We start from the raw sequence: 25,712 nt of genomic DNA, 5'->3' as shown, positions 1-25,712 counted from the left end.
CCTCAGGCGGACGACTCCGGGCTACCGTGAAGGCATGTGCCGCAACATCCGCCCCCTCAACAACTTCGAGCCGCCGGCCACCTCCGACGAGGTGACTGCGGCAGCCATCCAGTTCGTCCGCAAGGTCAGCGGCACCGTGAAGCCGTCGCAGGCCAACCAGGCTGCGTTCGACGAGGCCGTGCACGGGATCGCGCACATCACTCAGCACCTGCTCGACCGGCTCGTCACCAACGCGCCGCCGAAGGACCGTGCCACCGAGGCCGCCAAGGCAAAGGCCCGGGCACAGCTGCGCTACGGCAGCTGAGACGCCCGACGACCACGCTCCGCCGGGCCGCAGGGTGGGGTCTGCCCGGCACTTGAGGGTGTTAGCGAGCGCAGCGAGCGAGCCCGAAGCCGGGTAGGCGCCAGCCGGAGGACCGGCGGACCCGGGGCCGAACAGGTCAGCGGCGGCTGACGAAGATGTGGTCGGCGGAGTCGAGCATGACCTCCGCGGTCTCGCCGCCGGAGCCGACGAGGACGCCCTCGCGGGTCGGGGCGGCGGTGACGGTCTGGCCGGGCAGAGCGCCGACGCGACGCAGCGCCGACATCAGCGCCTCGTCCTTCTGCGTCTCCTCGGAGATACGACGCACCAGCACGCGGACCTCGCCGGGGCCGGTGATCGCGGCCAGCGGCTCGACGCCGTCCATGAAGTCGTCGGCCTCACCCTCCTGGCCGAGCTCTTCGAGGCCCGGGATCGGGTTGCCGTACGGCGACTCGGTGGGGTTGCCGAGCAGCTCGAGGAGGCGGCGTTCGACCTGCTCGGAGATGACGTGCTCCCAGCGGCAGGCCTCGGCGTGCACGAGCTCCCAGTCGAGGCCGATCACGTCGGTGAGCAGGCGCTCGGCCAGACGGTGCTTGCGCATGACCCGCGTGGCGAGCTGGCGGCCGGTCTCGGTGAGCTCGAGGTGGCGGTCGCCCTCGACGGTGAGCAGGCCGTCGCGCTCGAGGCGGGCAACGGTCTGGGAGACGGTCGGACCGCTCTGGTGCAGGCGCTCGGCGATGCGGGCGCGCAGCGGGACGATCCCCTCCTCGATCAGTTCGTAGATCGTGCGGAGGTACATCTCGGTGGTGTCGATGAGGTCGCTCACGGCACCCATCATTCCCCATCCCCGCGACACGCGGCGTTCACAGGGCTCTGGCACAGTCGAGGCATGAGCGCTCCGACGACACAGGGCACGGACCCGTGGTGGCTCCACGGCGTCGTCTACCAGGTCTACGTCCGCTCGTTCGCCGACTCCGACGGCGACGGTGTGGGCGACCTGCCGGGCATCACGTCCCGGCTCCCGTACCTGCGGAACCTGGGCGTGGACGCCCTCTGGATCACGCCCTTCTACGCGTCTCCGCAGGCCGATCACGGCTACGACGTCAGCAACTACTACGACGTCGACCCCCTCTTCGGACAGCTCTCCGACGCCGACGACCTGCTGGCGCGCGCCCACGAGCTGGGGCTGCGGGTGATCGTCGACCTGGTGCCCAACCACACCTCGAGCGAGCACCCGTGGTTCCAGGCAGCGCTGGCAGCCGGGCCGGGCTCGGCCGAGCGTGAGCGCTACCTCTTCCGTCCGGGGCGGATCGGCCCCGACGGCGTGGAGGGCCCGCCCAACAACTGGATCTCGCGCTTCGAGGGCCCCGCGTGGACCCGGGTTCCTGCCGATGTCAACGAGCCCGGCGAGTGGTACCTCCACCTCTTCGACACCTCCCAGCCCGACCTCGACTGGCACCACCCCGACGTTCCGGCCGAGTTCGAGCGGATCCTGCGGTTCTGGCTCGACCGGGGCGTCGACGGAATCCGCATCGACGTCGCCCACGGGCTCTTCAAGGCCCCCGGGCTCCCTGACCAGCAGCTCGCGCCCGGCGAGTCCGCCGACCCCGGCGAGTCACTGATCACCCAGCGGCCCTCCCACACCCCGATGTGGAACCAGCCCGAGGTGCACGAGGTCTACCGGCACTGGCACCAGCTCCTCGCGGCGTACGACGGAGACCGGATGGCGATCGCCGAGGCCTGGGTCCGCGACCCCGAGGACATCGCCGACTTCGTGCGCCCCGACGAGCTGCAGCAGGCGTTCAACTTCCACTGGCTCGCTGCACCCTGGTCGGCGGAGGCGTTCCGCGCGGTGATCGAGCAGACGCTGTCTGTCGTGCCTGCGCCGACGTGGGTGCTCGGCAACCACGACGTGGTCCGCCCGGTCACCCGCTACGGCGGCGGCGACCTCGGGCTTGCCCGCTGGCGTGCGGCGCTCCTGACGATGCTGGCGCTGCCCGGGTCGGCGTACATCCACCAGGGCGAGGAGCTCGGCCTCCCGCAGGTCGACGTACCGCCCCACCTCCGTCAGGACCCCCGGGCGAACGTGCCGGGACGCGGCGGCCGCGACGGGTGCCGCGTGCCGATGCCGTGGTCCGGCAGCAAGCCGCCCTACGGCTTCGGGCCGGGCGACGGGCAGCCGTGGCTCCCCCAGCCCGAGGAGTGGACCGACCTCTCGGTCGAGGCCCAGACCGGCGTCGCGGACTCCACCCTCGAGTGGGTACGCCGGGTCCTCGCCGTACGCCGCGAGGTGCTGGCCGGCTTCGGCGGCACCGATCCGCAGCTGGAGGTCGAGGGCACCCCGACCGAGCTCGTGATCCGGCGGGGCCGGCTCGTGTGCCACCTCAACACCGCGGACACGTCGATCGGGGCCGAGCGACTGCGCGCTCTGCTGGCCGACGGCGAGGTGCTGCTGTGCAGCGGCGACCGTCCGGGCGACGCCGACACGGCGACCTGGATCCTGCACGACTGAGCGAGAAATGCGCACGACCCGCAGGCCATGGAACCGGCCAGGACGAGGGCCGGGGCCTGCGGGTCGCGGTGACCGCGGTGGATTCGCCAGCAGCTGATGAGCACAGCGGCGACGCCACCTGTGCGTGCGCTAGCGCGCAGCCACCTCACGCGTCCTTGTAGAAATCATCTGGCGGACCACCTCCCTTCTCGTGTCCTTCGACGGTACGCCGCAGGACACCGGGAGTCGACGGGTTTTCCGCACCACAACCCGCGCTTCATGACGCCAAAACCCGGGTTTCGGCGGACCAAAACCCGGGTTTCGACGAAGGGGCGTCAGGCGGCGTCCACCGCCGACTCGAACTGCGAGCGGTACAGCGCGGCATACGCGCCGTCGGCCTCGAGCAGGTGGACGTGCGAGCCCTGCTCGACGATCCGGCCGTCCTCCATCACGAGGATCAGGTCGGCGTCGCGGATCGTGGAGAGCCGGTGCGCGATGACGAAGCTGGTCCGATCAGACCGCAGCGCCGCCATCGCGTGCTGCAGCAGCAGCTCCGTCCGGGTGTCGACCGACGAGGTGGCCTCGTCGAGGATCAGCAGCGCCGGGTCCGACAGGAAGGCCCGCGCGATCGTGATCAGCTGACGCTCACCGGCCGACACCGAGCCACCGTCACCCGAGATCACCGTGTCGTAGCCCTCCGGCAGCGAGTGCACGAAGCGGTCCACGAACGTCGCCTTCGCCGCCTCGAGGATCTCCTCCTCGGTCGCGGAAGGGCGGCCGTAGGCGATGTTGTCGCGGATGGTGCCCTCGAAGAGCCAGGTGTCCTGCAGGACCATGCCGATCCGGTCGCGGAGCTCGCGGCGCTGCATGCCGGCGATGTCCACGCCGTCGAGCGTGATCCGTCCGCCGTTGAGCTCGTAGAACCGCAGGATCAGGTTGACCAGCGTCGTCTTGCCGGCACCGGTCGGGCCGACGATGGCGACGGTCTGCCCCGGCTGGACGTCGAGCGAGAGGTCCTCGATGAGCGGCCGGTCCTCGTCGTACGAGAAGGCGACGTCCTCGAAGCGGACCGCGCCCCGGGTGACGCCCGGGCCGCCGGTCGCGGCCGGCTCCTCGGACTCCTCCTCGGCGTCGAGCAGCTCGAAGACCCGCTCGGCCGACGCCACGCCCGACTGCAGCAGGTTCGCCATCGAGGCGACCTGGGTCAGCGGCTGGGTGAACTGGCGCGAGTACTGGATGAACGCCTGCACGTCACCCAGGCTCATCGAACCCGACGCCACCTTGAGGCCACCGACAACGGCGACGATCACGTAGTTGAGGTTTCCGACGAACATCATCAGCGGCATGATCAGGCCGCTCACGAACTGGGCACCGAAGGAGGCCTTGAAGAGCGCCTCGTTCTGCTCGGCGAACCGCTCCTCGGCCTCCGGCAGCCGGCCGTAGACCCGCACCAGCGCGTGACCGGAGAAGGTCTCCTCGATCTGCGCGTTGAGCGCACCCGTGCGCCGCCACTGCTCGACGAAGAGCCCCTGCGAGCGGCCCATGACCTGCTTGCTGATGATCATCGTCAGCGGCACGGCAGCCAGCGAGATGACGGCCAGCAGCGGCGAGATCCAGAACATCATCCCGAGCACGCCGACGACGGTGAGGATCGAGGTGAGCAGCTGGGCCAGGGTCTGCTGGAGCGACTGGGACAGGTTGTCGATGTCATTCGTCACCCGCGAGAGCAGCTCGCCGCGCGGCTGGCGGTCGAAGTAGCCGAGCGGCAGGCGGTGCAGCTTCTGCTCGACCTCCTCGCGCAGGTCCGAGACCGTGCGCTGGACGACGTCGGTGACGAACCAGCCCTGGAGCCAGCCCGCGAGCGCCGACGCGACGTAGACCGCGAGCACGATCAGCAGGACCGAGCCGACGGCGCCGAAGTCGACGCCGACGCCGGGGACGACGTCCAGCTTCGAGAGCATGTCGGCGAAGGTGCCGTCGCCGGCTGCCCGCGCGGCCTCGACGGCTTGTTCCTTCGTGGCGTGCTCGGCGCCCAGGCGGTTGCCGAAGAGACCCTGGAAGATCAGGTCGGTCGCGTGACCGAGGATCTTCGGCGCGATCACCGAGAAGGCTACCGAGACGACACCGAGGAGCACGACGCCCGCGATGCGCGCGCGGTCGGGTGCCATCCGGCGCAGCAACCGCTTCAGCGACGGCTTGAAGTCGCTGGCCTTCTGACCGACCTGGCCGCCGCCGAACGGACCGCCGCGGCCGGGGCCGCCGCCCATCACGACGCGCTCGGTCTGCTTCATCTGGCCCGCGGGCTTGTTGGCAGTGGTGCTCATCAGGCCACCTCCTCCTCGGTCAGCTGGGACCGGACGATCTCCTGGTACGTGGGGCACTCCTCGAGCAACGAGTGGTGCGTGCCCACGCCGACGATGCGGCCGTCGTCGAGGACGACGATCTGGTCGGCATCGAGGATCGAGCTGACCCGCTGGGCGACCAGGAGCACGGTCGACTCCGACGTGACCTCGGGCAGGGCCCGGCGCAGGCGTGCGTCGGTCGCGACGTCGAGCGCCGAGAACGAGTCGTCGAAGACGACGATCTTCGGCTTGCGCACGAGGGCCCGCGCGATCGCGAGGCGCTGGCGCTGGCCGCCGGAGAAGTTGCTGCCACCCTGGGCGACCGGGGCGTCGAGGCCCTCGGGCAGCGCGCGGACGAAGTCCTCACCCTGCGCGACGCGCAGCGCCGCCCACATCTCCTCATCCGTAGCGTCGCCCTTGCCGACCTGCAGGTTGCTGCGCACGGTGCCGCTGAAGAGGAACGACTTCTGCGGGACGATCCCGATCAGCGACCACAACGCCTCGGGGTCGAGATCGCGCACGTCGACACCGTCGACACGGACGGCGCCGGCCGTCGCGTCGTACAGACGAGGGACGAGGTCGACGAGCGTCGACTTGCCGGCGCCGGTCGAGCCGACGAACGCCGTCGTCTGCCCGGGCAGCGCCGTAAACGAGATGTCGGTCAGCACGGGGTCCCCCGCGCCCGGGTAGGCGAAGCCGACACCGTCGAAGGTGACCATGCCGCGCGGGTCCTCCAGCGTCACCGGAGCGACCGGCGGACGCACCGACGCGTCCGTGTCCAGGACCTCGGAAATGCGCTCGGCACAGACGGCCGCACGCGGCACCTGGACCAGCATGAACGTCGCCATCATGACGCTCATCAGGATCTGCATCAGATAGCTCATGAACGCCGTCAGCGAGCCGATCTGCATCTCGCCGCTGTCGATGCGGTGACCGCCGAACCAGTACACGCCGACGATCGAGACGTTCATGATCAGCATGACCGTGGGGAACATCGTGCCCATCCAGCGGCCGGTGCTGCGGGCGACGACGGTCAGGTCCTCGTTGGCCGCGGCGAAGCGCGCCTTCTCCTCCGGCTCCCGCACGAACGCCCGTACGACGCGGATGCCGGTGACCTGCTCGCGCAGGATCCGGTTCACGGTGTCGATGCGGACCTGCATGACCTTGAAGCCCGGCACCATGCGGCTGATGATGAAGCCGACCGTGACCAGCAGCGCCGGCACGGTGATGGCGAGCAGCCACGAGAGTCCGAGCTCCTCACGCATCGCCATGATGATGCCGCCGGCCATCATGATCGGGGCGCTGACCAGCATGGTCAGGCCCATCAGCACGAGCATCTGCACCTGCTGCACGTCGTTGGTGCCGCGCGTGATCAGCGACGGGGCGCCGAACTGCGCGATCTCCCGGCTCGAGAAGGAGCCGACGCGGTGGAAGACCTGGCGGCGGACGTCGCGGCCGAAGCCCATCGACGTACGCGCGGAGAACCAGACCGCGATGACCGAGCAGAGGATCTGTCCGAGGCTGACGGCGAGCATGACGCCGCCCATGCTCCAGATGTAGCCGACGTCGCCCCGGGCGACGCCCTGGTCGATGATCTTGGCGTTGATGTGGGGCAGGAAGAGCATCGCGAGCGTGCTCAGGAACTGCAGCGCGACCACGAGGGTCAGCCACGTCCGGTAGGGGCGCAGCTGGGTGCGCAGGAGCTGGATCAGCAACTCACTTCTCCTTGGTGGGGGCGAGGGTGCCGTGCAGGACGACATCGACGATCTGGTCGGGTGAGAGCAGCCGGCCCTCGGTGAGGTGGGGGTGGCTGCCCGAGAAGGTCAGCAGGCGCAGGGTGTGCGCCACCTGGGGTACGTCGACGCGGAAGGCCTCCGCGTCCGGGGCGAGGAGCGCCTCGATGGCGGCGAGACCGCGGGCGCGGAGCTCCTCGGTGTGCCGCTTGGCGCGCGGCGGCTGGAGCATCCCCATGCGCGCCATCAGCGTGAACATCGAGTTGAACCGCTCCTGGAGCAGCGTCACCGCCGCGACCATCCGCTCCCGCAGGGGCAGGGACAGGTCGATCGCCTCGGTGCGCTCGATCAGGTCGCTCGGGTCGAACGCCTGCTCCAGCGCGCAGAGGAAGAGCTCGTCCTTCGTCTCGAAGGCGCGGAAGATCGTGCCCTCCGCGATCCCCGCGGCCTCGGCGATCTGCCGGGTGGTCGTGGCGCGCCCGTGCTCCCGCAGGAGCGGCAGGGTCACCTCGATCAACTGGGTACGCCGGTCATCGGCGGTCATGCGTGCGGCACGTCTGGACATGCCAACCACTCTAAGTGAGTGAGCGCTCACTCACAAGTCGAGAGGGCAGTTCTTTTCGTCGAGATGGCAGAACTTTCTGCCATCTCGACGGCCACTTCTGCCATGTCGGCGTCAGGGGGCCAGGCGCTCCACGGCCCACGTGCCGGCCTCGGTCAGCGTGTAGCGGAACCGGTCGTGGAGGCGGTTCACCCCGCCCTGCCAGAACTCGATCGCGTGCGGGCGGACGGCGTACCCACCCCAGCCGTCGGGCACCGGCACCTCCTCCGGGTACGCCGCGTCGGCGTCGGCGAAGCGCTGGTTGAGCTCCTCGAGCGTGACCGGCTGCGACTGCGGCGAGGCCAGGGCCCCGAGCTGCGCGCCGCGCGGACGCTGGTGGAAGTAGGCGTCGATCTCGGCGCGGCTCAACGGCGTCGCCACGCCCTCGACCCGCACCTGCCGGCGCAGCCCGTGCCACGGGAAGAGGAGCGCACAGCGCGGGTTGGCGGCCAGCTCCTCCCCCTTGCGGGAGCGCTGGTTGGTGAAGAAGTGGAAGCCCTGCTGGTCCAGACCCTTGAGCAGCACGATCCGGCTCGACGGCTGACCGTCGGCCGAGACGGTGGCGACCACCATCGCGTTGGGCTCGGTCAGCTCACGCGCATCGACGAACCAGTCACGGAAGAGATCCATCGGGTCAGCCGGGAGGTCTGCCTCGACGAGCGAGCGTGCGGCGTACTCGGACCGGAGGGTGGGCAGTTGCTCGTCCATGACTCCATGATGCTTGAATGCGGAAGGCCGCCTTTCCGATCAAGGCGCGGCCGCACATTCCAGACCGCGTTGAGCAAGGAGCACCCATGACTGCCGCGGAGAACACCGGCCCCGTCGTCCACGAGGGCCTTGAGGGCGTCGTCGCCTTCGCGACCGAGATCGCCGAGCCCGACAAGGAGGGCTCCGCGCTGCGTTACCGCGGCGTGGACATCGAGGAGATCGCGGGCCGCATCCCGTTCGAGAAGGTCTGGGGCCTCCTCGTCGACGGCACCTTCGACCCGGGCCTCCAGCCCGCCGAGGCGTACTCGCTCCCGGTCCACACCGGCGACGTGCGCGTCGACCTGCAGTCCGCGATCGCCCAGCTCGCCCCCGCGTTCGGCATCACCTACACCTACGACTCGACGCCGGAGAAGGTCCGCGAGGACCTCGGCCGCGCCGCCGTCATGGTGCTCGCCTGGGCCGGCCAGTCGGCCCGCGGCGTCGGGACGCCCGTCGTCTCGCAGAAGCTCGTCGACGAGGGCAAGACCCTCGCCGAGAAGTTCCTCATCCGCTGGCGGGGCGAGGCGGACCCGCGTCACGCCAAGGCGATCGACGCCTACTGGAGCTCCGCTGCCGAGCACGGCATGAACGCCTCGACGTTCACCGCCCGCGTCATCACCTCCACCGGTGCTGACGTCGCCGCTGCGCTCTCCGGCGCCATCGGCGCGATGTCCGGCCCGCTCCACGGCGGCGCCCCGTCCCGCGTCCTCGGCATGATCGAGGAGGTCGAGCAGCAGGGTGACGCGCGCAAGTACGTCAAGAACCTCCTCGACTCCGGCGAGCGCCTCATGGGCTTCGGCCACCGCGTCTACCGCGCCGAGGACCCCCGCGCCCGCGTCCTGCGTCGTACGGCGAAGGAGCTCGGTGCCGAGCGCTACGAGGTCGCCGAGGCCCTGGAGCAGGCCGCGTTGGCCGAGCTCCGCGAGCGTCGCCCCGACCGCGTCCTCGAGACCAACGTCGAGTTCTGGGCCGCGATCGTCCTCGACTTCGCCGAGGTCCCGGCCAACATGTTCACCTCGATGTTCACCTGTGCCCGCACGGGTGGCTGGTCGGCGCACATCCTCGAGCAGAAGACGACCGGTCGCCTGATCCGCCCGTCGGCGGTCTACACCGGCCCGGCGACGCGACCGGCCTCCGAGGTCGCCGGCTACAAGGCCGAGTGGGCGCTGTAAGCAAATCTCCCTGAGGGGCCGGTTCCGCACTGCGGGGCCGGCCCTTCGTCATGTGACGCGCTCCTCCGCGCGCTCGGCTGCCTTCCGGCGCAGGTGCCAGAGGAGTACGCCGAGCACGACGATGACGCCGAAGCCGATCGCCACCCAGTGCCCGGCCCGCTTCTCGATCTGGTGGTACGACGTGCCTGCGACGTGCCCGAGCATCACGAACGTGACACCCCAGGCGATGCCACCGATGCCGTTCCAGATCACGAAGGTGCGGTAGCGCATGTGGGACGCCCCGGCGAGCGCCGGCATCATCGCGCGCAGCAGCGCCGTCCAGCGGCCGATGAAGACCGCCAGGCCGCCACGTCGGCGGATCAGCCGCTGCGCCCCCTCGATCCGGTGCCGGTGGCGGTCCAGGAACGGCCGGCCCAGCACCTTGGGCCCGAGGAAGTGCTTCCCGACCTCGTAGCCCACGCTGTCGCCGAGGATCGCGGCCACCACGACCACCACGATCGCCACGGGGAGGGAGACGTGGTCGAGCGCGGTTGCCACACCCGCGATGACCGCTGCCGTCTCCCCCGGGATGGCGAAGCCGAGGAAGAAGGCGTCCTCGGCGAAGACCAGCAGCGCGACCACGAGCAGGACCCAGAGCGGGTCGAGGTGGAGCATCCAGTCGGCGAGGTCGCCGACGATGCCCGTCACGACGCGATCGCCTTGCCGAAGAAGAAGGCGCCGGGGTGGTCGGCGTACACGCCCCAGCCGGGGACCGGCGCATAGCCCGAGGACTCGTAGAGCGCGATCGCCTCGGGCTGCATCGAGCCGGTGCTCAGCACGAGGACGTCGTGGCCCGCTGCCGCAGCCGCCTGCTCGAGGCGGGCGAGCATCAGCCGGGCCAGGCCACGGCGTTGCATGTCCTCGACGACGTACATCCGCTTCACCTCGGCGGTAGCCGTCGAGCCGAGCCGGTCGAGGCCGACGTGGCGCCAGGCGCCCGTCGCGACAGCAGCTCCGTCGAGGAAACCGAGGAAGAACTCACCCGCGGGCGGAGCGAACTCGGCAGGGTCCATCGGCGACGCGTCCGGACCCCCGTAGCGCTCGGTGTAGATCTGCTGCACCCGGTCCATCAGGGTGATGGCGTCCGGATGGTCATACGGAACCCGGACGATCTCCATCACGCTGTCACAATAGGACCCTGACAACGGGGTCAGGTGCCGCGACAACCACATTCGTGAAAGGCTCTCGCCGTGACCGAGATCCAGATCCCCGCTGACCTGCTCCCCAAGGACGGCCGCTTCGGCGCCGGCCCCTCGAAGATCGCCCCCGGCGCGCTCGACGCGCTGGCCGCGACGGGCACCTCCCTGATGGGCACCTCGCACCGCCAGGCCGCCGTGAAGAACACCGTCGGCCGCGTCCGTGAGGGCCTCGCCACCTTCTTCGACCTGCCCGAGGGCTACGAGGTCGTCTTCGGCAACGGCGGCGCCACGGCGTTCTGGGACATCGCCACCTTCGGCCTGATCCGCGAGAAGTCGCAGCACCTCACGTTCGGTGAGTTCTCCTCGAAGTTCGCCACCGCCGCCAAGGACGCCCCGTGGCTCGCCGAGCCGTCGATCATCAAGTCCGAGCCCGGCACCCGCCCCGTCGCGGTCGCCGAGGAGGGCGTGGACGTCTACGCCTGGGCGCACAACGAGACCTCGACCGCCGTCATGGCGCCGGTCGTGCGCCCCGCCGGTGCTGCGGACGACGCGCTCGTCCTCATCGACGCCACCTCGGGCGCCGGCGGCCTGCCGGTCGACCTCAACGAGGTCGACGTCTACTACTTCGCCCCGCAGAAGTGCTTCGCCTCGGACGGCGGCATCTGGTTCGCGCTGATGTCCCCGAAGGCGATCGCCCGCGTCGCGGAGATCAAGGAGTCGGGTCGTCACATCCCGGCGTTCTTCGACCTGCAGACCGCGATCGACAACTCGCGCCTCAACCAGACCTACAACACGCCCGCCATCGCGACGTTCTTCCTGATGGCCGAGCAGCTGGACTGGATGAACGCCAACGGCGGCCTGAAGGGCATGGTCGAGCGCACCACCGCCTCCTCCAACGCCCTCTACGGCTGGGCTGACGCCGGTGCCAACACGTCCTGCTACGTCGAGAAGGCCGACGAGCGCTCGCTCGTCATCGGCACGATCGACTTCAACGACGACATCGACGCTGCTGCCGTTGCCAAGGTCCTGCGCGCCAACGGCATCGTCGACACCGAGCCCTACCGCAAGCTCGGCCGCAACCAGCTGCGCATCGCGATGTACCCGGCGATCGACGCCAGCGACATCGAGCTGCTGACGAAGTCCATCGACTTCGTCGTGGGCGCGCTCTGATCGTCTCCTGACCTGCCGTACGTCGGGCCCGTCACCGCGAGGTGGCGGGCCCGATGTCATTTCTGCGCGGCCGGCTCTAGGGGACGTCAGGCGAGGAGCCCCGCCACCACGTCGTACGCCGCGTCGCTGAACGCCACGAAGCGCGCCTCCTCGACCCGGGTCGACGTGGCCGCGAAGGCCTCGAGTGCAGCCCCTGCCGACTCCTCGACGGTCCAGCCGTAGACCCCGGCACCGACGAGCGGGAAAGCCACGGTGAGCGCTCCGAGGTCATCGGCCACCTCGAGACACCGCCGGTAGCAGGAGACGAGCTGGGCCCGATCCGTCTGGCCGGCATGACGGTCCGGCCCGACGGTGTGGATCACCCAGCGCGCGGGCAGGTCACCCGCGACGGTCCAGCCGGCATCGCCGGTCGCCAGGCCGTCCGGGAAGCGCGCGACGCAGTCGGCCAGCACGGCAGGCCCGCCCGCGCGGTGGATCGCGCCGTCAACGCCACCGCCGCCACGCATGCGGCTGTTGGCAGCGTTGACGATCGCGTCGACGTGCTCCGTGGTGATGTCGCCGCGGAGGACACCGACGCGCACGGCGTACCTCAGTTGTAGTCGTTGAGGAAGGCGTCGAGCTCTTTCCAGCTCGTCGTCGCGGCAGACGTGCCGGTCAGGAGGCCGAGGTGGCCGCCGGGCGCCGTCACGAGACGCACCTCCGGGCTGCCCGTGAGGATCTCTGCAGCGTGGTGCACCGCGGGGATGGGCGCCAGCACGTCGGCGGTGCCGGCCACGGCGAGCACGGGCACGTGCACGTCGGCGAAGTCGACCAGCTTGTTGGGGCCCTGGACCTTGCCGGTCGCCACCTCGTTGCGCATCGCCATCTGCAGGTAGACCTGCAGCGTCGCCTTGCCCGGGTAAGCCAGCATGTTGTTCATCAGCGCGTCGACGGCCTGGATCTGGCCGAGGAAGTCGCGGTCGTCGCGACGGCTCCAGATCTTCATCGGCTTGCGCAGGTACGTCGGGATGGCGGTCGCCTTGAAGCCCAGGCTGACGATCGGCGACGGGATCGAGCCGATCGCCTTGATGCCGGTGCCGAGGATCCGGCCGCCCGTGGCCTTGCCGATCATCCGGAACGGCATCAGGAGCGGGACCTTCGACATGTCGAAGGGGCTGCCGAAGACCGTCACGGTGTTGACCGGGAGCTCCGGGTGCGTGGCGACCGTGCCGGTGGCGATGAGGCCACCCAGCGACCAGCCGATGAGGTTGACCTTCGCGCCACCGTGCTCCTCGGAGACCCGGCGGATCGCGGACGGGATGACGTCGTTGATCCAGAACTCGATGCCGACCGTCTTGTCGTTGCTGGCATGCACCTCGTCGTAGTCGACGAGATAGGCCTGGCGGCCGGTCAGCACGAGGTGCTCGGCCAGCGAGCAGCCCTGGCGCAGGTCGAAGCAGAGCGACTGCGCGCCGAGCGGCGGCACGAGCAGGACGGGGCCCTCGACCTGCGGGATGCCCGGCTTGGGCGTGTAGCGCGTGAGGCGCCGCAGGCGGCCGGTGTCGATGACCTCGCCCGGCGTCCGGGACAGGTCGGCGATGCCGCCGCGCACGAGGAAGTCCCAGAGGTTCGTGACGGCCTGACGACGCTGCTCGAGAGTGCGCTTCGGGCTGAAGAGGGCGGGGGTGTTGCTCACGCCCGCAACCTACTCCCCCGACCGGTCTGATGTAACCGATCCGACGTGCAGCGAGATCAGCCGCGGAGCAGCTTCACGATGCCGCTGAGCAGCAGCAGGCCGAGCGCGCCGAAGAGGGCCAGCACCCAGACGCCTCCACCGGAGCCGGAGTCGTGCTGTGTGGTTGCCGGGCGAGACGACGGGGTGGGCGCCGCGCTCGGGGACGACGCGGCAGTCGTCGGGCCGCTGGTCGGAGCGACTGGCTTCGCTGCGAGCGCGGCCCGGGCGGACGCCGGCAGGTCGATGCGCAGCACCGGCTGGTCAGCGCCCTCGGACGAGAGGAAGACCGTGCCGTCCGCGCGTACGCCGAGTCCCTCGCCCTGTTGCTGCTGCGGAAGGGTGAAGTCGGCGACCGCCTGCCAGCCCGGGAAGGTCAGGACGGTGGCCTTGAAGTAGTTGCGCACGAGGACGTGCCGGCCGTCCGGCAGGAACGACCCGTCGGTGGCGAGCGCCGGCGCGGAGGCGACCTTGACCAGGATGTTGGTGCCCGTGGCGCTCAGGTGTGCCGGCGCGGCATAGACGGCGCCACCGAGGGGGCTCTTGCTGACCACGAACAGGCGACCCGTGCGCGGCTGAGCGAGCAGGGTCTCCGCATCGTGCGGGCCGTCGGGATAGGTCAGGTGGAAGGTCTCGCCCTCGACCGTGCGATCGCCGCGGCCGACCGGCACCTTGGTCACCGTGATGTCGGGGCGGTCCTTGCCGTTGTCGCCGGTGTCGCCGACCCAGACGTGGTCGGCGTCGGCAGGCGCGAGGGACTCGAGGTCGTGGGCCGCGCCGTCGAAGTGCGTGACGCCGACGGTGTCGCCGGTCGCGAGGTCGACGGTGAAGACGCGCGCGGTGTCGCCGGAGTCGTTCATCGTGACCGCGAGATCGTCGCCGAGCACGACGAGGCCCGACGACTCGATGATGTCGGGATCGGTGAAGCGGGTGACCTCATGGCCCACAGCGGTGTCGTCCGCAGGCGCCGCGACGGCAGCGCCGAGGGCGAACGGTGCCGCCACCAGCGCGGCCACGAGGAGGCTACGCATCGAGCGTGACGCCCTCCGTCGAGGCGATGCCGGTCAGCACAGCCAGGTGGGGGCGGATCGCCCACGTGTCGACGAGCTCGTCGTACTCCTTGCGGACCGAGCCGCCCTTGACGACGCCGCCGGTGCGCACCGCACGCAGGAGCGTGTTGCGCGGGGTGTGCTCCGACTCGACGAATTCGACCACGTCGACGCGGTAGCCGAGCAGTCGCAGGATCGCGGCGCGAACGGCGTCGGTCAGCGTGTCGGCGAAGCGCTCGCGGAGGATGCCGTGCCGCGTCAGCATGGCGTACGGCGACGGGGTGCGGGCCTTGCGCAGCTGCGCCGCGATGTCGTGGTGGCAGCACGGCGCCGCGAGGACGAGCGCGGCCTGCCACTCGCTGGCCCGTGCGAGGGCCTCGTCGGTGGCGGTGTCGCACGCGTGCAGCGCGAGCACCACGTCGGGCGCCTGCGGCAGCTCGGCCGCGGCGATCGTGCCGACCACGAAGTCCATGTCGAGGCCGAGCCGCTCGGCGACAGCGCTGTTGTGGTCGCGGGACTGCTGCTTCACGTCGACGCCGGTGAGGTGGACGGGCAGCGTGGCGCCGAGGTGGGCCTGGGCAGCGAAGGTCAGGTAGGCGTTGCCGCAGCCGAGGTCGACGATCCGCAGCGGGTCGTCCTTCGTCGGCCGCCGGAGGCTGCCGGACTTGATCGCGTCGGTGACGCTGGCATCGAGCAGACGGACGAACTCCTCGACCTGGCGGTACTTCGCCTGCCGGCTGGGCTTGATCCGACCCTGGCTGTCCGAGATGCCGAGCTCGACGAGCACCGGGTGGTCCTCGGCCAGCAGGCGCTCCTTGGGCTTGTCGTGCCCGCGGACGACCTGGGCCGCGTCGACCGGCGTGGCCCGCGCGGTCGTGTGGATCAACGCCTCGTGCTTCTTCGTCACCCGCATCTGGTGCTGTTCGGTGAGCGTCTCGACGTGCCAGTTGCCGAACGGGACCTCGAGCAGGGCATCGACGGCGTCACGCGCGGCATCACCGACCGCGTGGTTGGCGGTGTGCGCCTGCGTCGCGTCGTACGTCGTGATCTGGAGGTGGCGGCCGGCCTTGAGGTCGACGTAGCGCAGCTCGGCGCGGCGCCAGGCGGGCTCGGTGCCGCGCTGGCGCCCGGACGCGACGGCCCGGACCATCTGCTCCCCGTCGAGGAGGAGCGTGCGCACCCGCATCTGTGCGCGGAGGAGCGGCTCGGACATCAGTTGACGAACTTGGCGACGACCGCGATCAGGATCAGCCCGGTGAGGAGCGCGGGAATGACCAGACGGCGGTAACGGGGATGCATGCGCTCATCCTATTGCCCGCCGAGACCCGGGTTTTCGCGCCCCGAAACCCGGGTTTTGGCGCGTCGAAACCCGGGTTTTGGCGCGTCGAGTCACGGGTTCTGGCCGGCGAGCAGCTCCGCGAGGTGCAGCGCACGGACCCCCGCGAGGTCGTCGAGCTGGTAGCGACAGGAGAACCCGTCAGCCAGCACGACGGCGCCCGGTCCCGCCGCGCGGACCGCCGGCAACAACCCCGTCTCCGCGATCGCGACGCTCACGTCGTGGTGCTCCGGCGTCACGCCGAAGCTGCCGGCCAGGCCGCAGCAGCCGTCGACCCGGGTGACGGTCGCACCGGCCTGCCGGAGCAGGGCCTCGTCGGCGGACCAGCCCAGCACCGAGCTGTGGTGGCAGTGCGGCTGGGCAACGATCTCGACGCCGGTCAGGTCCCGCGGTCGCCAGCCTTCGAGGGTCGCGAGCAGCTCGGCGAGCGTGCTGATCCCGTGGGCGACGGCAGTGGTCCGCTCTCCCGGCACGACCCGCTCCGCGTCGTCGCGGAGGGTGGCCAGACAGCTCGGCTCGAGCCCGATCACGGGCACCCCGCTGGTCACGTAGGGGTGCAGCCGCTCGACAGCTCGCGCGATCGCGCGGCGGGCGCCGTCGACCTGGCCGGTCGCCAGCCAGGTGAGGCCACAACAGGCATCGGCCGGGATCACCCGCGCGTCGAGACCAGCGTCGTCGAGAAGGCGGAGAGCGGCGAGGCCTGCCTCCGGGGTGAACCGGTCCGTGAACGTGTCCGCCCAGATCCACACCCGCCGAGACCCGGGTTTTGCCGCCTCGAGACCCGGGTTGTGGCGCGTCGAGACCCGGGTTTCGACGAGATCGCGGAGTCTCGTCGCCGCAAACCGGGGCAGCGAGCGTCGTGTATCCACACCGGCGGCCCGGGCGACGAGCCGGCCGAGCACCGGCCGGTCGAGCACCCGGTTGGCGAGCACCGGTGGCGTCAGACGCGCCCACCGCGGGAGCCACCCGAGGGTGCGGTGCTCGCGCGGACGGCGTGCGGTGCGCCATCCGGCGTACTGCTGCTGGAGCGCCTCCACCTTGTACGCCGCCATGTCGACGCCGGCGGGACAGTCGCTGCTGCAGCCCTTGCAGGCCAGGCAGAGGTCGAGCGCCTCGTGGACGGCCGGGTCATCGAGGCCGGCGACGAGGGATCCGTCGAGGGCTTCCTGCAGCACCCGGGCCCGACCGCGGGTGGAGTCCTTCTCGTCGCGCGTCGCCCGCCACGACGGGCACATGACGCCGCCGGCTGCGGGGGCGACGCACTTCCCGACGCCGGTGCAGCGATGCGCCGCCTCCCCCAGCGTCTCTCCGAGCTGCAGCCGGGTCCGGACCGGCGCCACGGACCGGGCCGGTCGCAGGTCCGCGTCGAGCGGGGCCGGGTCGACCAGGACGCCGGGGTTGAGCAGGTTGTCGGGGTCGCAGATCCGCTTGACCTGCGCAAACAGCGCGAGCGCGGCATCGTCGTACATCAGTGGCAGGAGCTCCGACCGCGCCCGGCCGTCGCCGTGCTCACCCGAGAGCGACCCGCCGAGCGCGGCCACGGCCGTCGCCGCCTCGGTCAGGAAGCTCCGGAAGCGCGCCCCGCCGTCGTCGAAGGTGAAGTCGATCCGCGCGTGCACGCAGCCGTCGCCGAAGTGCCCGTACGGCACACCCTGCAGGCCGTGCGCCACCAGCAGCTCGTCGAACTGACGCAGCCAGGCACCCAGCCTCTCCGGCGGGACCGCGGCGTCCTCCCATCCCGAGTACGCCGGGCGCCCGAGCGAGCGTCCGGCCAGCCCGGCGCCGTCCTCGCGGATCTGCCACAACCGCAGCTGCTCGGCGTGGTCGGTCACGATCCGGTGGCCGAGCCCGCCCGCGGTCGCGGCGACCCGCGTGGCCCGCGCGACCGCCTCGTCGGCGGAAGCAGCGGTCAGCTCGGCCATGAGCCATCCGCCCCCTCGCGGCATCTCGGGCACGGCGCCGCCGCGGACCCGGACGACGTCGACGATGCGCGCGTCGAGGCCTTCGAGTGCGAGGAAGCCGTCCGAGGACGCCAGCACCGCCGGCACGGCGTCCGCGGCCTCCGCCATGGTCGGGTAGCCGATCAGCAGCACGGCCCGCGCGGCCGGCTCCTCGACGAGCGACACGGTCGCGGAGAGGACGACGCCGAGCGTGCCCTCCGACCCGACCAGCAGCCGGTGCGGAGCCAGTCGCTCGGGCAGCAGGTGCTCCAGCGCGTAGCCGCTCCCCTGCCGCGCGAAGTGCCCGAACTGCGTCCGGATCGGCCCGAGCGACGCGGCGCCCAGCTCGGCCAGGCGAGCGGCCGTCGCACCAGCCGCCCCCTCCCCCAGCGTCTCGACCGAGCCGTTGCCGAAGGCCGCCTCCAGCCCGGAGACGTTGTCCGACGTTCGCCCGAAGCCCAGCGCCCGCGAGCCGCAGGCGTTGTTGCCGACCATGCCGCCGATCGTGCAGCGGCTGTGCGTCGACGGGTCCGGCCCGAACCGCAGCCCGTGCAGGGCGGCAGCCGCCTGGAGCGATGCGTGCACGACGCCGGGCTCGACGACAGCGGTCCGTTGCTCCGGAGAGATCGCCAGCACCCTGTCCAGGCGCGAGGTGTCGACCACCAGCCCGTGGCCCACGGCGTTGCCTGCGATCGACGTACCCGCTCCGCGCATCGTCAGCGGCACGCCGACCTCGCGCGCCACCCCCAGACAGGCCAGGAGCTCCTCGCGCGAGCGCGGCTTCGCCACCGCCTCGGGCACCACCCGGTAGAGCGAGGCGTCGGAGGCGTAGAGCGCACGGTCGAGCACCGACGCCGAGGCGCCTGCGACTCCCGCGCGCCGGAGCGCGGCGACGAGCTCCCGCGCGTCGGCCATCAGCCCGTGACGGCCAGGCTCAGCGCGTGGCGTACGACGTCGAGCACCTCGCGGCGTCCCTCGGTCACGTCCGCGACGGCGACCCACTCGACCGCGTCGGTGGTGCCGTCGACCTCGACCACACGCGGGACGGCGTCGGGCCCCACCGTGCCCGCATAGATCAGGTGGACCCCGTGGTAGTCCTGCGTCCGACCGTCGGGCGCCGTGCCGACGAGGTGCACGTCGTGCACGTCGAGCAGGGCGCCGACGTCGCAGGCGACACCGCACTCCTCCGCGACCTCACGCGCCAGACCGACAGCGGGGCGCTCCCCGTGCTCGATGCCGCCACCCGGCAACGTCCAGACGCCCGGCAGGTGCGCCTTCCCGGACAACCGGGTCAGGAGGACCTCGCCACCCCGACGGATGACCGCGTACGCCGCGACGCGCTGGTGGCGGTTGTGCTCGTGATCGCGCAGCGCCTCGAGGACAAGGGAGGTCGTCGGCACGGCGCCGGACAGCACGTCCGCGAGAGGCAGCCAGGCTGCCTCGTCCGTGGAGCCGTCGACCTCGACCACGCGCGGGCTCGGTGCGTCAGCGGCCACCCAGCCCTCGAAGACGATCCGCAGCGCGTGGTAGTCGGCGTTGCCCTTGCCGAAACGCGCGCGCCGGTTGTGCATGGAGTAGACCCGCGCCTCGCGGGAGACCGTCGCGGTCAGGCCGGTCTCCTCCACGATCTCGCGGATCACCGCGTCCCGGGGATCCTCGCCGTGCTCGATCCCGCCTCCGGGCAGGGTCCAGAGCTCGTCCTTCGTCACCCGGGCAGCGAGACGCGACAGCAGGATCCGGCCGTCCCGGATGATCACGGCGTACGCGGCGACGCGCTGGCGCTGCGGCAGTCGTCCCATGGCCCCGATCCTAGGCCGCTGGGGCTGCATCGACGTCGGCGCGCCGCGCGCGCAGGTGGCGGCGCCACGAACCCACGGGGTCTGCGATCCAGATCAGCCGGCCTGCGACCGGCCGCGACGCGAGGAGCAGCGAGAGAGCGATGGCGCCGAGGATCGTCGGCCACATCGTCCACGCGCCATGCTCGTGCGCCCACTCGGGGTACCCGGCGTACATCGCGGCCCGGACGACGAAGCCGTGGAAGAGATAGACCACGAGCGACGCGGAGCCCATCCGGGCGAACCACGAGTCCTGCCGCGGCACCACCATCAGGATGCCGAACGCACCGGCCGTCGCGATCAGGAGCAGACCGGCGCGGATCCAGATCCCCTCCGTCGGGGAGACGCCGAAGTCGGCGTACGCGTCGGAGTAGTAGAGCCAGCTCGTCGAGGTCCAGTCATCGGTCCAGGCGGCGAGCACGAAGATGCCGACCAGCAGACCTGCCCCGACCTCACGGCCGTGGCTGCGCCGGAGGAACTCGAGCACCTTCGGGTGGGCGTCGTGGAGGTAGAGGCCGATGGTGAAGAACGGGAGCATCCCGATCGTCCGGTTGAGGTCGAAGAACGCCGACCCCTCGGTGCCGAACCACAGCGACGCCACGACGCTCAGCGGCAACGCGATCCAGTGCCGCTTCAGAATCGGCGTGATCAACCGCCACTGGAAGAGTGCCGCGAGGTACCACATCGGCCAGTGCGGGTTGAGCCAGACGTCGTGGATGCCGGTCTCGTGCCCCACCTTGATCCGGAACAGCGCCAGCAGCCCCTCGAAGATCACGTACGGCAGCGCGATGCCGGTGACCAGGTTGGTCAGGTTCTTGCGCGACCACGTGAAGCTCCGCGAGAGATAGCCGCTGACCAGCACGAACGCCGGCATGTGCCAGTAGTAGACGAAGTCGTAGATCCGCTCGGTGATCGGCTCCTTGGGCATCATCGTCAGGGCGTGCCCGATGACCACCAGCGTCACCAGCGTCATCTTCAGGTTGTCGAGCCATGGATCCCGAGTCATCGCCACGACCGTAGCCGATCACGCAGACACGGCCCGGACAGAGCCGACGGGAGACCGGTCACACGCCAGACTGGCACCATGCCGAACCCCTCGTCCACGGCCACGTGGCAGTCGCTCCGGATCCTCTCCCTTAGCCTCGCGGCCGCTCCGGCGTTCGTCCTCCTCGCGCTCTGGATGGTGCTGGGATCGCAGGCGCACCGCTTCGAGCCACCGCTCTGGGCCCTCGCGGCGCCGCTGGCCCTGGCTGGCGTCGCGGTCCTGCTCGTGTCCGCCATCGGCTACCGCACCGAGGCCCTCGACCCGGCGCTTCCCGCTGACGAGGCGCGCACTACCGCCGCAGCGCGCTTCCAGGTGCTGACGATGCTCCGCTTCTCGCTCGTCGACGCGGTGCTGATCGTCTCCATCGTGCTGGCGTTCGTGATCAGCCAGGGCGGCATCGCGGTCATCCTCGTCGGCGCCGTCCTCACCGAGCTGCTGATCTGGGTCCACGTCGTCCCCAACGCCACCCAGCTGCAGAAGGTGCAGGCGGCTCTCGGGGCACGAGGATCCGCCGTCTCGCTTCGCGAGGCGCTGCAGGCCCCCTGACGCACTCCCCCGGCCCGACGCCTCAGAAGCGGCGGAAGGCCTTGTGCGAGATCAGGTGCACCGCGGCGTTGCGGCACCCGGTGGTCGCGTGCGCCACGAACTTCGATCGTGTCGCGTTCGGGATGTAGACCCGGAAGCCGTCCACAGCGGCCGGACGGCACGTCGCCTTCGGGTAGTTCTGCGCCACCACCTCGTCGACAGGGCTGTAGGCGCGCTGCCCGGGCTGCAGCGTGAACGCTTGCCAGGTGCCCTCGCGGTCGGCGGCTGCGCCGATCTGTGTCCCGTCACCGTCCCCGACGTACGAGAGCCCGCCGAAACCGCCCGACGTACAGGCGTGGGTGCTGGTGTTCTTCATGACGATCCGCCCGTAGCGGTGACCGGCACCGCTGTCCGTGGCCCGGTAGTGGACGGCGACATCGGCGGCGTGGCAGGCCGGCACTGACGCGGCGGCCGTGGTGGCGGCGGGCACGACGGCCACGCCGGTCGCCGCGAGGGCGGCGATCACGAGAGCGGAAATCCTGGTCATGCTTGTACGACGCATGGGAACGACGCCCGGTTGCACCCGAAATGCCCGAAGGCCCCGGTCCGCGCACGAGGCGCGGCCGGGGCCTTCGGTCTGACTCAGTTCTGGTAGGACCCGAAGTCGAAGTCGTCCACCGCGACGACCTGGCCACCCGTGCCGAAGTCGTAGTCGTAGGAGTCGTAACCGGTGACGGAGTACGCCGCGGCGCGGGCCTCCTCGGTCGGCTCCACACGGATGTTGCGGTAACGCTCCAGACCCGTACCGGCCGGGATCAGCTTTCCGATGATCACGTTCTCCTTCAGACCCAGCAGGGAGTCCGAACGACCGTTGATCGCCGCGTCGGTGAGGACGCGGGTGGTCTCCTGGAAGGAGGCCGCGGAGAGCCACGACTCGGTCGCGAGCGACGCCTTCGTGATACCCATGAGCACCGGACGACCCGAGGCGGGCTTGCCACCCTCGGAGACGACGCGGCGGTTCTCGGTCTCGAAGAGCGTGCGGTCGACCAGGTCGGACGGCAGCAGGTTCGTGTCGCCGGACTCGATGACTGTCACGCGACGGAGCATCTGGCGCACGATGATCTCGATGTGCTTGTCGTGGATCGACACACCCTGCGACCGGTACACGCTCTGGACCTGGTCCACGAGGTGCTCCTGCGCCTTGCGGATACCGAGGATGCGCAGGACGTCCTGCGGGTCCTCCGTACCGACGATCAGCTTCTGACCGACCTCGACGTGCTGGCCGTCGGCGACGAGCAGACGCGAGCGCTTGGAGACGGGGTACTCCTGGACCTCGGAACCGTCGTCCGGGGTGAGCAGGATCTTGCGCGCCTTGTCCGACTCGTCGATCTCGATGCGACCAGCGGCCTCGGCGATCGGCGAACGGCCCTTGGGCGAGCGGGCCTCGAAGAGCTCCACGACGCGGGGAAGACCCTGCGTGATGTCGTCTGCGGAGGCCACACCACCGGTGTGGAAGGTACGCATGGTGAGCTGCGTGCCCGGCTCACCGATGGACTGGGCGGCGATGATGCCGACCGCCTCACCGATGTCGACGAGCTTGCCGGTCGCGAGCGAACGGCCGTAGCACTTGGCACAGGTACCCGTCTTTGCCTCACAGGTGAGGACGGAGCGGACCTTGAGCTCGGTGATGCCCGCCTCGACCAGCTGGCCGATCTTGACGTCACCCAGGTCCTCGCCGGCCGCGACGAGAAGCTCGCCGGAGGCCGGGTCGGCCACGTCGACGGCCGACGTACGGGCGTACGCGGCAACCTCGACGTGCTCGTGCTTGACCACACCGTTGTCGGTCTGGACGCCGATCTTCTTCGGCAGACCACGCTCGGTGCCGCAGTCCTCCTCACGGATGATGACGTCCTGCGAGACGTCCACCAGACGACGGGTCAGGTAACCCGAGTCGGCGGTACGCAGCGCGGTGTCGGCGAGACCCTTGCGGGCACCGTGGGTGGAGATGAAGTACTCGAGAACGGACAGGCCCTCGCGGAAGTTCGACTTGATCGGGCGCGGGATGATGTCGCCCTTCGGGTTCGCCACGAGGCCACGCATGGCGGCGACCTGACGGATCTGCATCATGTTTCCGGAAGCACCCGAGTCGACCATCATGAAGATCGGGTTGGCCTTGTCGAAGTTGACCTCCATGGCCTTCGCGACCTCGTTGGAAGCCTGCGTCCAGATCTCGATGAGCTCCTGACGACGCTCCTCGTCGGTGACGAGACCACGCTCGAACTGCTTCTGGACCTTCGCGGCCTGCGCCTCGTAGCCGGCGAGGATCTCCGGCTTGTTGGCCGGCGTCACGACGTCCTCGATGGAGACCGTGACACCCGAGCGGGTCGACCAGTGGAAGCCGTTGTCCTTGAGGGCGTCGAGCGAGGCAGCGACCTCGACCTTGGTGTAGCGCTCCGCGAGGTCGTTGACGATCGCGCCGAGCTGCTTCTTGCCCACCTCGTAGTTGACGTACGGGTAGTCGTTCGGCAGGGCGTCGTTGAAGATGACGCGACCCAGCGTGGTCTCGAGGAGGAACGTGTCGCCCTCGATCTCCGAGCCAAGCGGCGGGACAACACCGGTCAGGCGGATCTTGACCTTGCTCTGCAGCGAGATCTCCTTGCGGTCGAAGGCCATGATGGCCTCGGCCGGCGAGGAGAAGACGCGACCCTCGCCCGGACCCTGACGGTCCGTGGTGAGGAAGAACAGGCCGATGATCATGTCCTGGGTCGGCATGGTCACGGGGCGACCGTCCGACGGCTTCAGGATGTTGTTCGTCGACAGCATCAGGATGCGGGCCTCGGCCTGCGCCTCCGCGGAGAGCGGCAGGTGGACGGCCATCTGGTCACCATCGAAGTCAGCGTTGAACGCCGAGCAGACGAGCGGGTGGAGCTGGATGGCCTTGCCCTCGATGAGCTGCGGCTCGAACGCCTGGATACCCAGGCGGTGGAGCGTAGGCGCACGGTTGAGCAGGACCGGGTGCTCGGTGATGACCTCTTCGAGGACGTCCCACACAACCGGGCGAGCACGCTCGACCATGCGCTTGGCCGACTTGATGTTCTGCGCGTGGGACAGGTCCACGAGGCGCTTCATCACGAACGGCTTGAAGAGCTCCAGCGCCATCTGCTTGGGCAGACCGCACTGGTGCAGGCGCAGCTGCGGGCCGGAGACGATGACCGAACGACCCGAGTAGTCGACGCGCTTGCCGAGGAGGTTCTGACGGAAGCGACCCTGCTTGCCCTTGAGCATGTCGGAGAGCGACTTCAGCGGGCGGTTGCCCGGACCCGTGACCGGGCGACCACGACGGCCGTTGTCGAACAGCGAGTCGACGGCCTCCTGAAGCATGCGCTTCTCGTTGTTGACGATGATCTCCGGCGCACCGAGGTCGAGCAGTCGCTTGAGTCGGTTGTTGCGGTTGATCACGCGGCGGTACAGGTCGTTGAGGTCGGAGGTCGCGAAGCGGCCACCGTCCAGCTGCACCATCGGGCGGAGGTCCGGCGGGATGACCGGGACGGCGTCGAGGACCATGCCGATCGGCTGGTTGCCGGTCTTGCGGAAGGCGTCGACGACCTTGAGGCGCTTGAGCGCGCGAACCTTGCGCTGGCCCTTGCCGGTGGCGATCGTCTCGCGCAGCGACTCGACCTCACCCTCGATGTCGAAGTCCTGGAGGCGCTTCTGGATCGCCGCAGCGCCCATGTGGCCCTCGAAGTACTTGCCGAACCAGTTCTTCATCTCGCGGTAGAGCAGCTCGTCGCCCTCGAGGTCCTGGACCTTGAGGTTCTTGAAGCGGGTCCACACCTCGTCGAGGCGGTCGATCTCGCGCTGCGAGCGGTCGCGCAGCTGCTTCATCTCGCGCTCGGCGGCGTCCTTGACCTTGCGCTTGACGTCCGACTTGGCACCCTCGGCCTCAAGTGCGGCCAGGTCCTCCTCGTACTTCTTCGCGCGGTCGTCGATGGAGGTGTCGCGGCGGCCCTCGAGGCGCTTGCGCTCCAGGTCCACCTTGCCCTCGAGCGAGGACAGGTCGCGGTGACGCGCGTCCTCGTCGACCGACGTGATCATGTAGGCCGCGAAGTAGATGACCTTCTCGAGGTCCTTCGGGGCGAGGTCGAGCAGGTAGCCAAGGCGCGACGGGACGCCCTTGAAGTACCAGATGTGGGTCACGGGAGCGGCAAGCTCGATGTGGCCCATGCGCTCGCGACGAACCTTCGAGCGGGTCACCTCGACGCCGCAGCGCTCGCAGATGATGCCCTTGAAGCGCACGCGCTTGTACTTGCCGCAGTAGCACTCCCAGTCCCGGGTGGGACCGAAGATCTTCTCGCAGAAGAGGCCGTCACGCTCGGGCTTGAGCGTGCGGTAGTTGATGGTTTCCGGCTTCTTGACCTCGCCGTGGCTCCATCCGCGGATCTCGTCCGCGGTGGCCAGGCCGATCTTGAGCTGGTCGAAGAAGTTAACGTCGAGCACTTTGGCTGCTGTCCTTCGTTAGTTCTGAAGAAAAAAGAT

At 70.1% G+C, this 25,712-nt stretch carries 21 protein-coding genes; 5 read left to right on the top strand and 16 right to left on the bottom strand.

What is annotated here, in order from left to right:
• Window positions 1-34 precede the first annotated feature (34 nt).
• On the top strand, window positions 35-304 hold the full coding sequence (locus EPD65_RS03975; protein ID WP_131581869.1) for a DUF2277 domain-containing protein: 270 nt from the start codon (window positions 35-37) through the stop codon (window positions 302-304).
• A gap of 136 nt (window positions 305-440) precedes the next feature.
• On the opposite strand, the gene EPD65_RS03970 is transcribed toward EPD65_RS03975, so the two are convergent.
• Window positions 441-1,127, bottom strand: a complete 687-nt coding sequence (locus EPD65_RS03970) for an iron-dependent transcriptional repressor DtxR (RefSeq protein ID WP_131581868.1) — start codon at window positions 1,125-1,127, stop codon at window positions 441-443.
• A 63-nt stretch (window positions 1,128-1,190) separates the two neighbouring features.
• On the opposite strand from EPD65_RS03970, the gene EPD65_RS03965 reads away from it, so the two are divergent.
• Window positions 1,191-2,813 carry a glycoside hydrolase family 13 protein gene (locus EPD65_RS03965; RefSeq protein WP_131581867.1) on the top strand — a complete coding sequence of 541 codons (1,623 nt, stop codon included), beginning with the start codon at window positions 1,191-1,193 and terminating at the stop codon, window positions 2,811-2,813.
• Between the two features lie 314 nt (window positions 2,814-3,127).
• Here the strand turns inward: EPD65_RS03965 and EPD65_RS03960 are convergent, their stop codons facing one another.
• The 4 genes from EPD65_RS03960 to pdxH form a co-directional block, all read right to left on the bottom strand.
• Window positions 3,128-5,116, bottom strand: a complete 1,989-nt coding sequence (locus EPD65_RS03960; protein WP_131581866.1) for an ABC transporter ATP-binding protein — start codon at window positions 5,114-5,116, stop codon at window positions 3,128-3,130.
• Window positions 5,116-6,849 carry an ABC transporter ATP-binding protein gene (locus tag EPD65_RS03955; RefSeq protein ID WP_131581865.1) on the bottom strand — a complete coding sequence of 578 codons (1,734 nt, stop codon included), beginning with the start codon at window positions 6,847-6,849 and terminating at the stop codon, window positions 5,116-5,118. The genes EPD65_RS03960 and EPD65_RS03955 overlap by 1 nt, the downstream gene beginning before the upstream one ends.
• 1 nt (window position 6,850) lies before the next feature.
• On the bottom strand, window positions 6,851-7,432 hold the full coding sequence (locus EPD65_RS03950) for a TetR/AcrR family transcriptional regulator (protein ID WP_131581864.1): 582 nt from the start codon (window positions 7,430-7,432) through the stop codon (window positions 6,851-6,853).
• 111 nt (window positions 7,433-7,543) lie between these two features.
• Window positions 7,544-8,176 carry a pyridoxamine 5'-phosphate oxidase gene (gene pdxH / locus EPD65_RS03945; protein WP_131581863.1) on the bottom strand — a complete coding sequence of 211 codons (633 nt, stop codon included), beginning with the start codon at window positions 8,174-8,176 and terminating at the stop codon, window positions 7,544-7,546.
• Window positions 8,177-8,262: 86 nt separating this feature from the next.
• Here pdxH and EPD65_RS03940 point away from each other — a divergent pair, with 86 nt between their 5' ends.
• The gene (locus EPD65_RS03940) at window positions 8,263-9,387 is read left to right on the top strand and encodes a citrate synthase 2 (protein WP_131581862.1); all 1,125 of its coding nucleotides are present in this window, start codon (window positions 8,263-8,265) and stop codon (window positions 9,385-9,387) included.
• Window positions 9,388-9,435: 48 nt separating this feature from the next.
• Here EPD65_RS03940 and EPD65_RS03935 read toward each other — a convergent pair whose 3' ends face one another.
• Complete coding sequence (locus EPD65_RS03935; RefSeq protein WP_207891395.1) at window positions 9,436-10,074, bottom strand: DedA family protein; 639 nt, start codon at window positions 10,072-10,074, stop codon at window positions 9,436-9,438.
• Entirely contained in the window at window positions 10,071-10,544 is a 474-nt protein-coding gene (locus EPD65_RS03930; RefSeq protein WP_131581956.1) for a GNAT family N-acetyltransferase, read from the bottom strand. Before EPD65_RS03930 ends, EPD65_RS03935 begins: the two co-directional genes overlap by 4 nt.
• Before the next feature lie 72 nt (window positions 10,545-10,616).
• Here EPD65_RS03930 and serC point away from each other — a divergent pair, with 72 nt between their 5' ends.
• Window positions 10,617-11,735, top strand: a complete 1,119-nt coding sequence (gene serC / locus EPD65_RS03925) for a phosphoserine transaminase (protein WP_131581861.1) — start codon at window positions 10,617-10,619, stop codon at window positions 11,733-11,735.
• 86 nt (window positions 11,736-11,821) lie between these two features.
• On the opposite strand, the gene EPD65_RS03920 is transcribed toward serC, so the two are convergent.
• The 7 genes from EPD65_RS03920 to EPD65_RS03890 form a co-directional block, all read right to left on the bottom strand.
• Window positions 11,822-12,316 (bottom strand): macro domain-containing protein, encoded by a 495-nt coding sequence (locus EPD65_RS03920; protein ID WP_207891394.1) that lies wholly within the window; start codon window positions 12,314-12,316, stop codon window positions 11,822-11,824.
• Window positions 12,317-12,324: 8 nt separating this feature from the next.
• Window positions 12,325-13,410: an alpha/beta fold hydrolase gene (locus EPD65_RS03915; protein ID WP_131581859.1), complete on the bottom strand. Its 1,086-nt coding sequence runs from the start codon at window positions 13,408-13,410 to the stop codon at window positions 12,325-12,327.
• 56 nt (window positions 13,411-13,466) lie between these two features.
• On the bottom strand, window positions 13,467-14,477 hold the full coding sequence (locus EPD65_RS03910) for a hypothetical protein (RefSeq protein ID WP_131581858.1): 1,011 nt from the start codon (window positions 14,475-14,477) through the stop codon (window positions 13,467-13,469).
• Complete coding sequence (locus EPD65_RS03905; protein WP_131581857.1) at window positions 14,470-15,708, bottom strand: class I SAM-dependent methyltransferase; 1,239 nt, start codon at window positions 15,706-15,708, stop codon at window positions 14,470-14,472. The genes EPD65_RS03910 and EPD65_RS03905 overlap by 8 nt, the downstream gene beginning before the upstream one ends.
• 176 nt (window positions 15,709-15,884) lie before the next feature.
• The gene (locus tag EPD65_RS03900) at window positions 15,885-18,686 is read right to left on the bottom strand and encodes an FAD-binding and (Fe-S)-binding domain-containing protein (RefSeq protein WP_131581856.1); all 2,802 of its coding nucleotides are present in this window, start codon (window positions 18,684-18,686) and stop codon (window positions 15,885-15,887) included.
• Entirely contained in the window at window positions 18,686-19,570 is an 885-nt protein-coding gene (locus EPD65_RS03895) for an NUDIX domain-containing protein (RefSeq protein ID WP_131581855.1), read from the bottom strand. The genes EPD65_RS03900 and EPD65_RS03895 overlap by 1 nt, the downstream gene beginning before the upstream one ends.
• Before the next feature lie 10 nt (window positions 19,571-19,580).
• Window positions 19,581-20,612, bottom strand: coding sequence for an acyltransferase family protein (locus tag EPD65_RS03890; RefSeq protein WP_131581854.1), 1,032 nt, complete (start codon window positions 20,610-20,612; stop codon window positions 19,581-19,583).
• A gap of 78 nt (window positions 20,613-20,690) precedes the next feature.
• On the opposite strand from EPD65_RS03890, the gene EPD65_RS03885 reads away from it, so the two are divergent.
• Window positions 20,691-21,197: a hypothetical protein gene (locus EPD65_RS03885; protein WP_131581853.1), complete on the top strand. Its 507-nt coding sequence runs from the start codon at window positions 20,691-20,693 to the stop codon at window positions 21,195-21,197.
• 22 nt (window positions 21,198-21,219) lie between these two features.
• Here the strand turns inward: EPD65_RS03885 and EPD65_RS03880 are convergent, their stop codons facing one another.
• Window positions 21,220-21,723: a DUF4232 domain-containing protein gene (locus tag EPD65_RS03880; protein ID WP_165872865.1), complete on the bottom strand. Its 504-nt coding sequence runs from the start codon at window positions 21,721-21,723 to the stop codon at window positions 21,220-21,222.
• Between the two features lie 95 nt (window positions 21,724-21,818).
• A complete protein-coding gene (locus EPD65_RS03875) occupies window positions 21,819-25,673 on the bottom strand; it encodes a DNA-directed RNA polymerase subunit beta' (protein WP_131581851.1) in 3,855 nt (1,284 codons plus the stop codon).
• Between the last annotated feature and the right edge of the window lie 39 nt (window positions 25,674-25,712).

The organism is Nocardioides jejuensis (assembly GCF_004337475.1).
Lineage (GTDB): Bacteria > Actinomycetota > Actinomycetes > Propionibacteriales > Nocardioidaceae > Nocardioides > Nocardioides jejuensis.
This window is presented reverse-complemented; position numbering and strand designations above follow the sequence as displayed.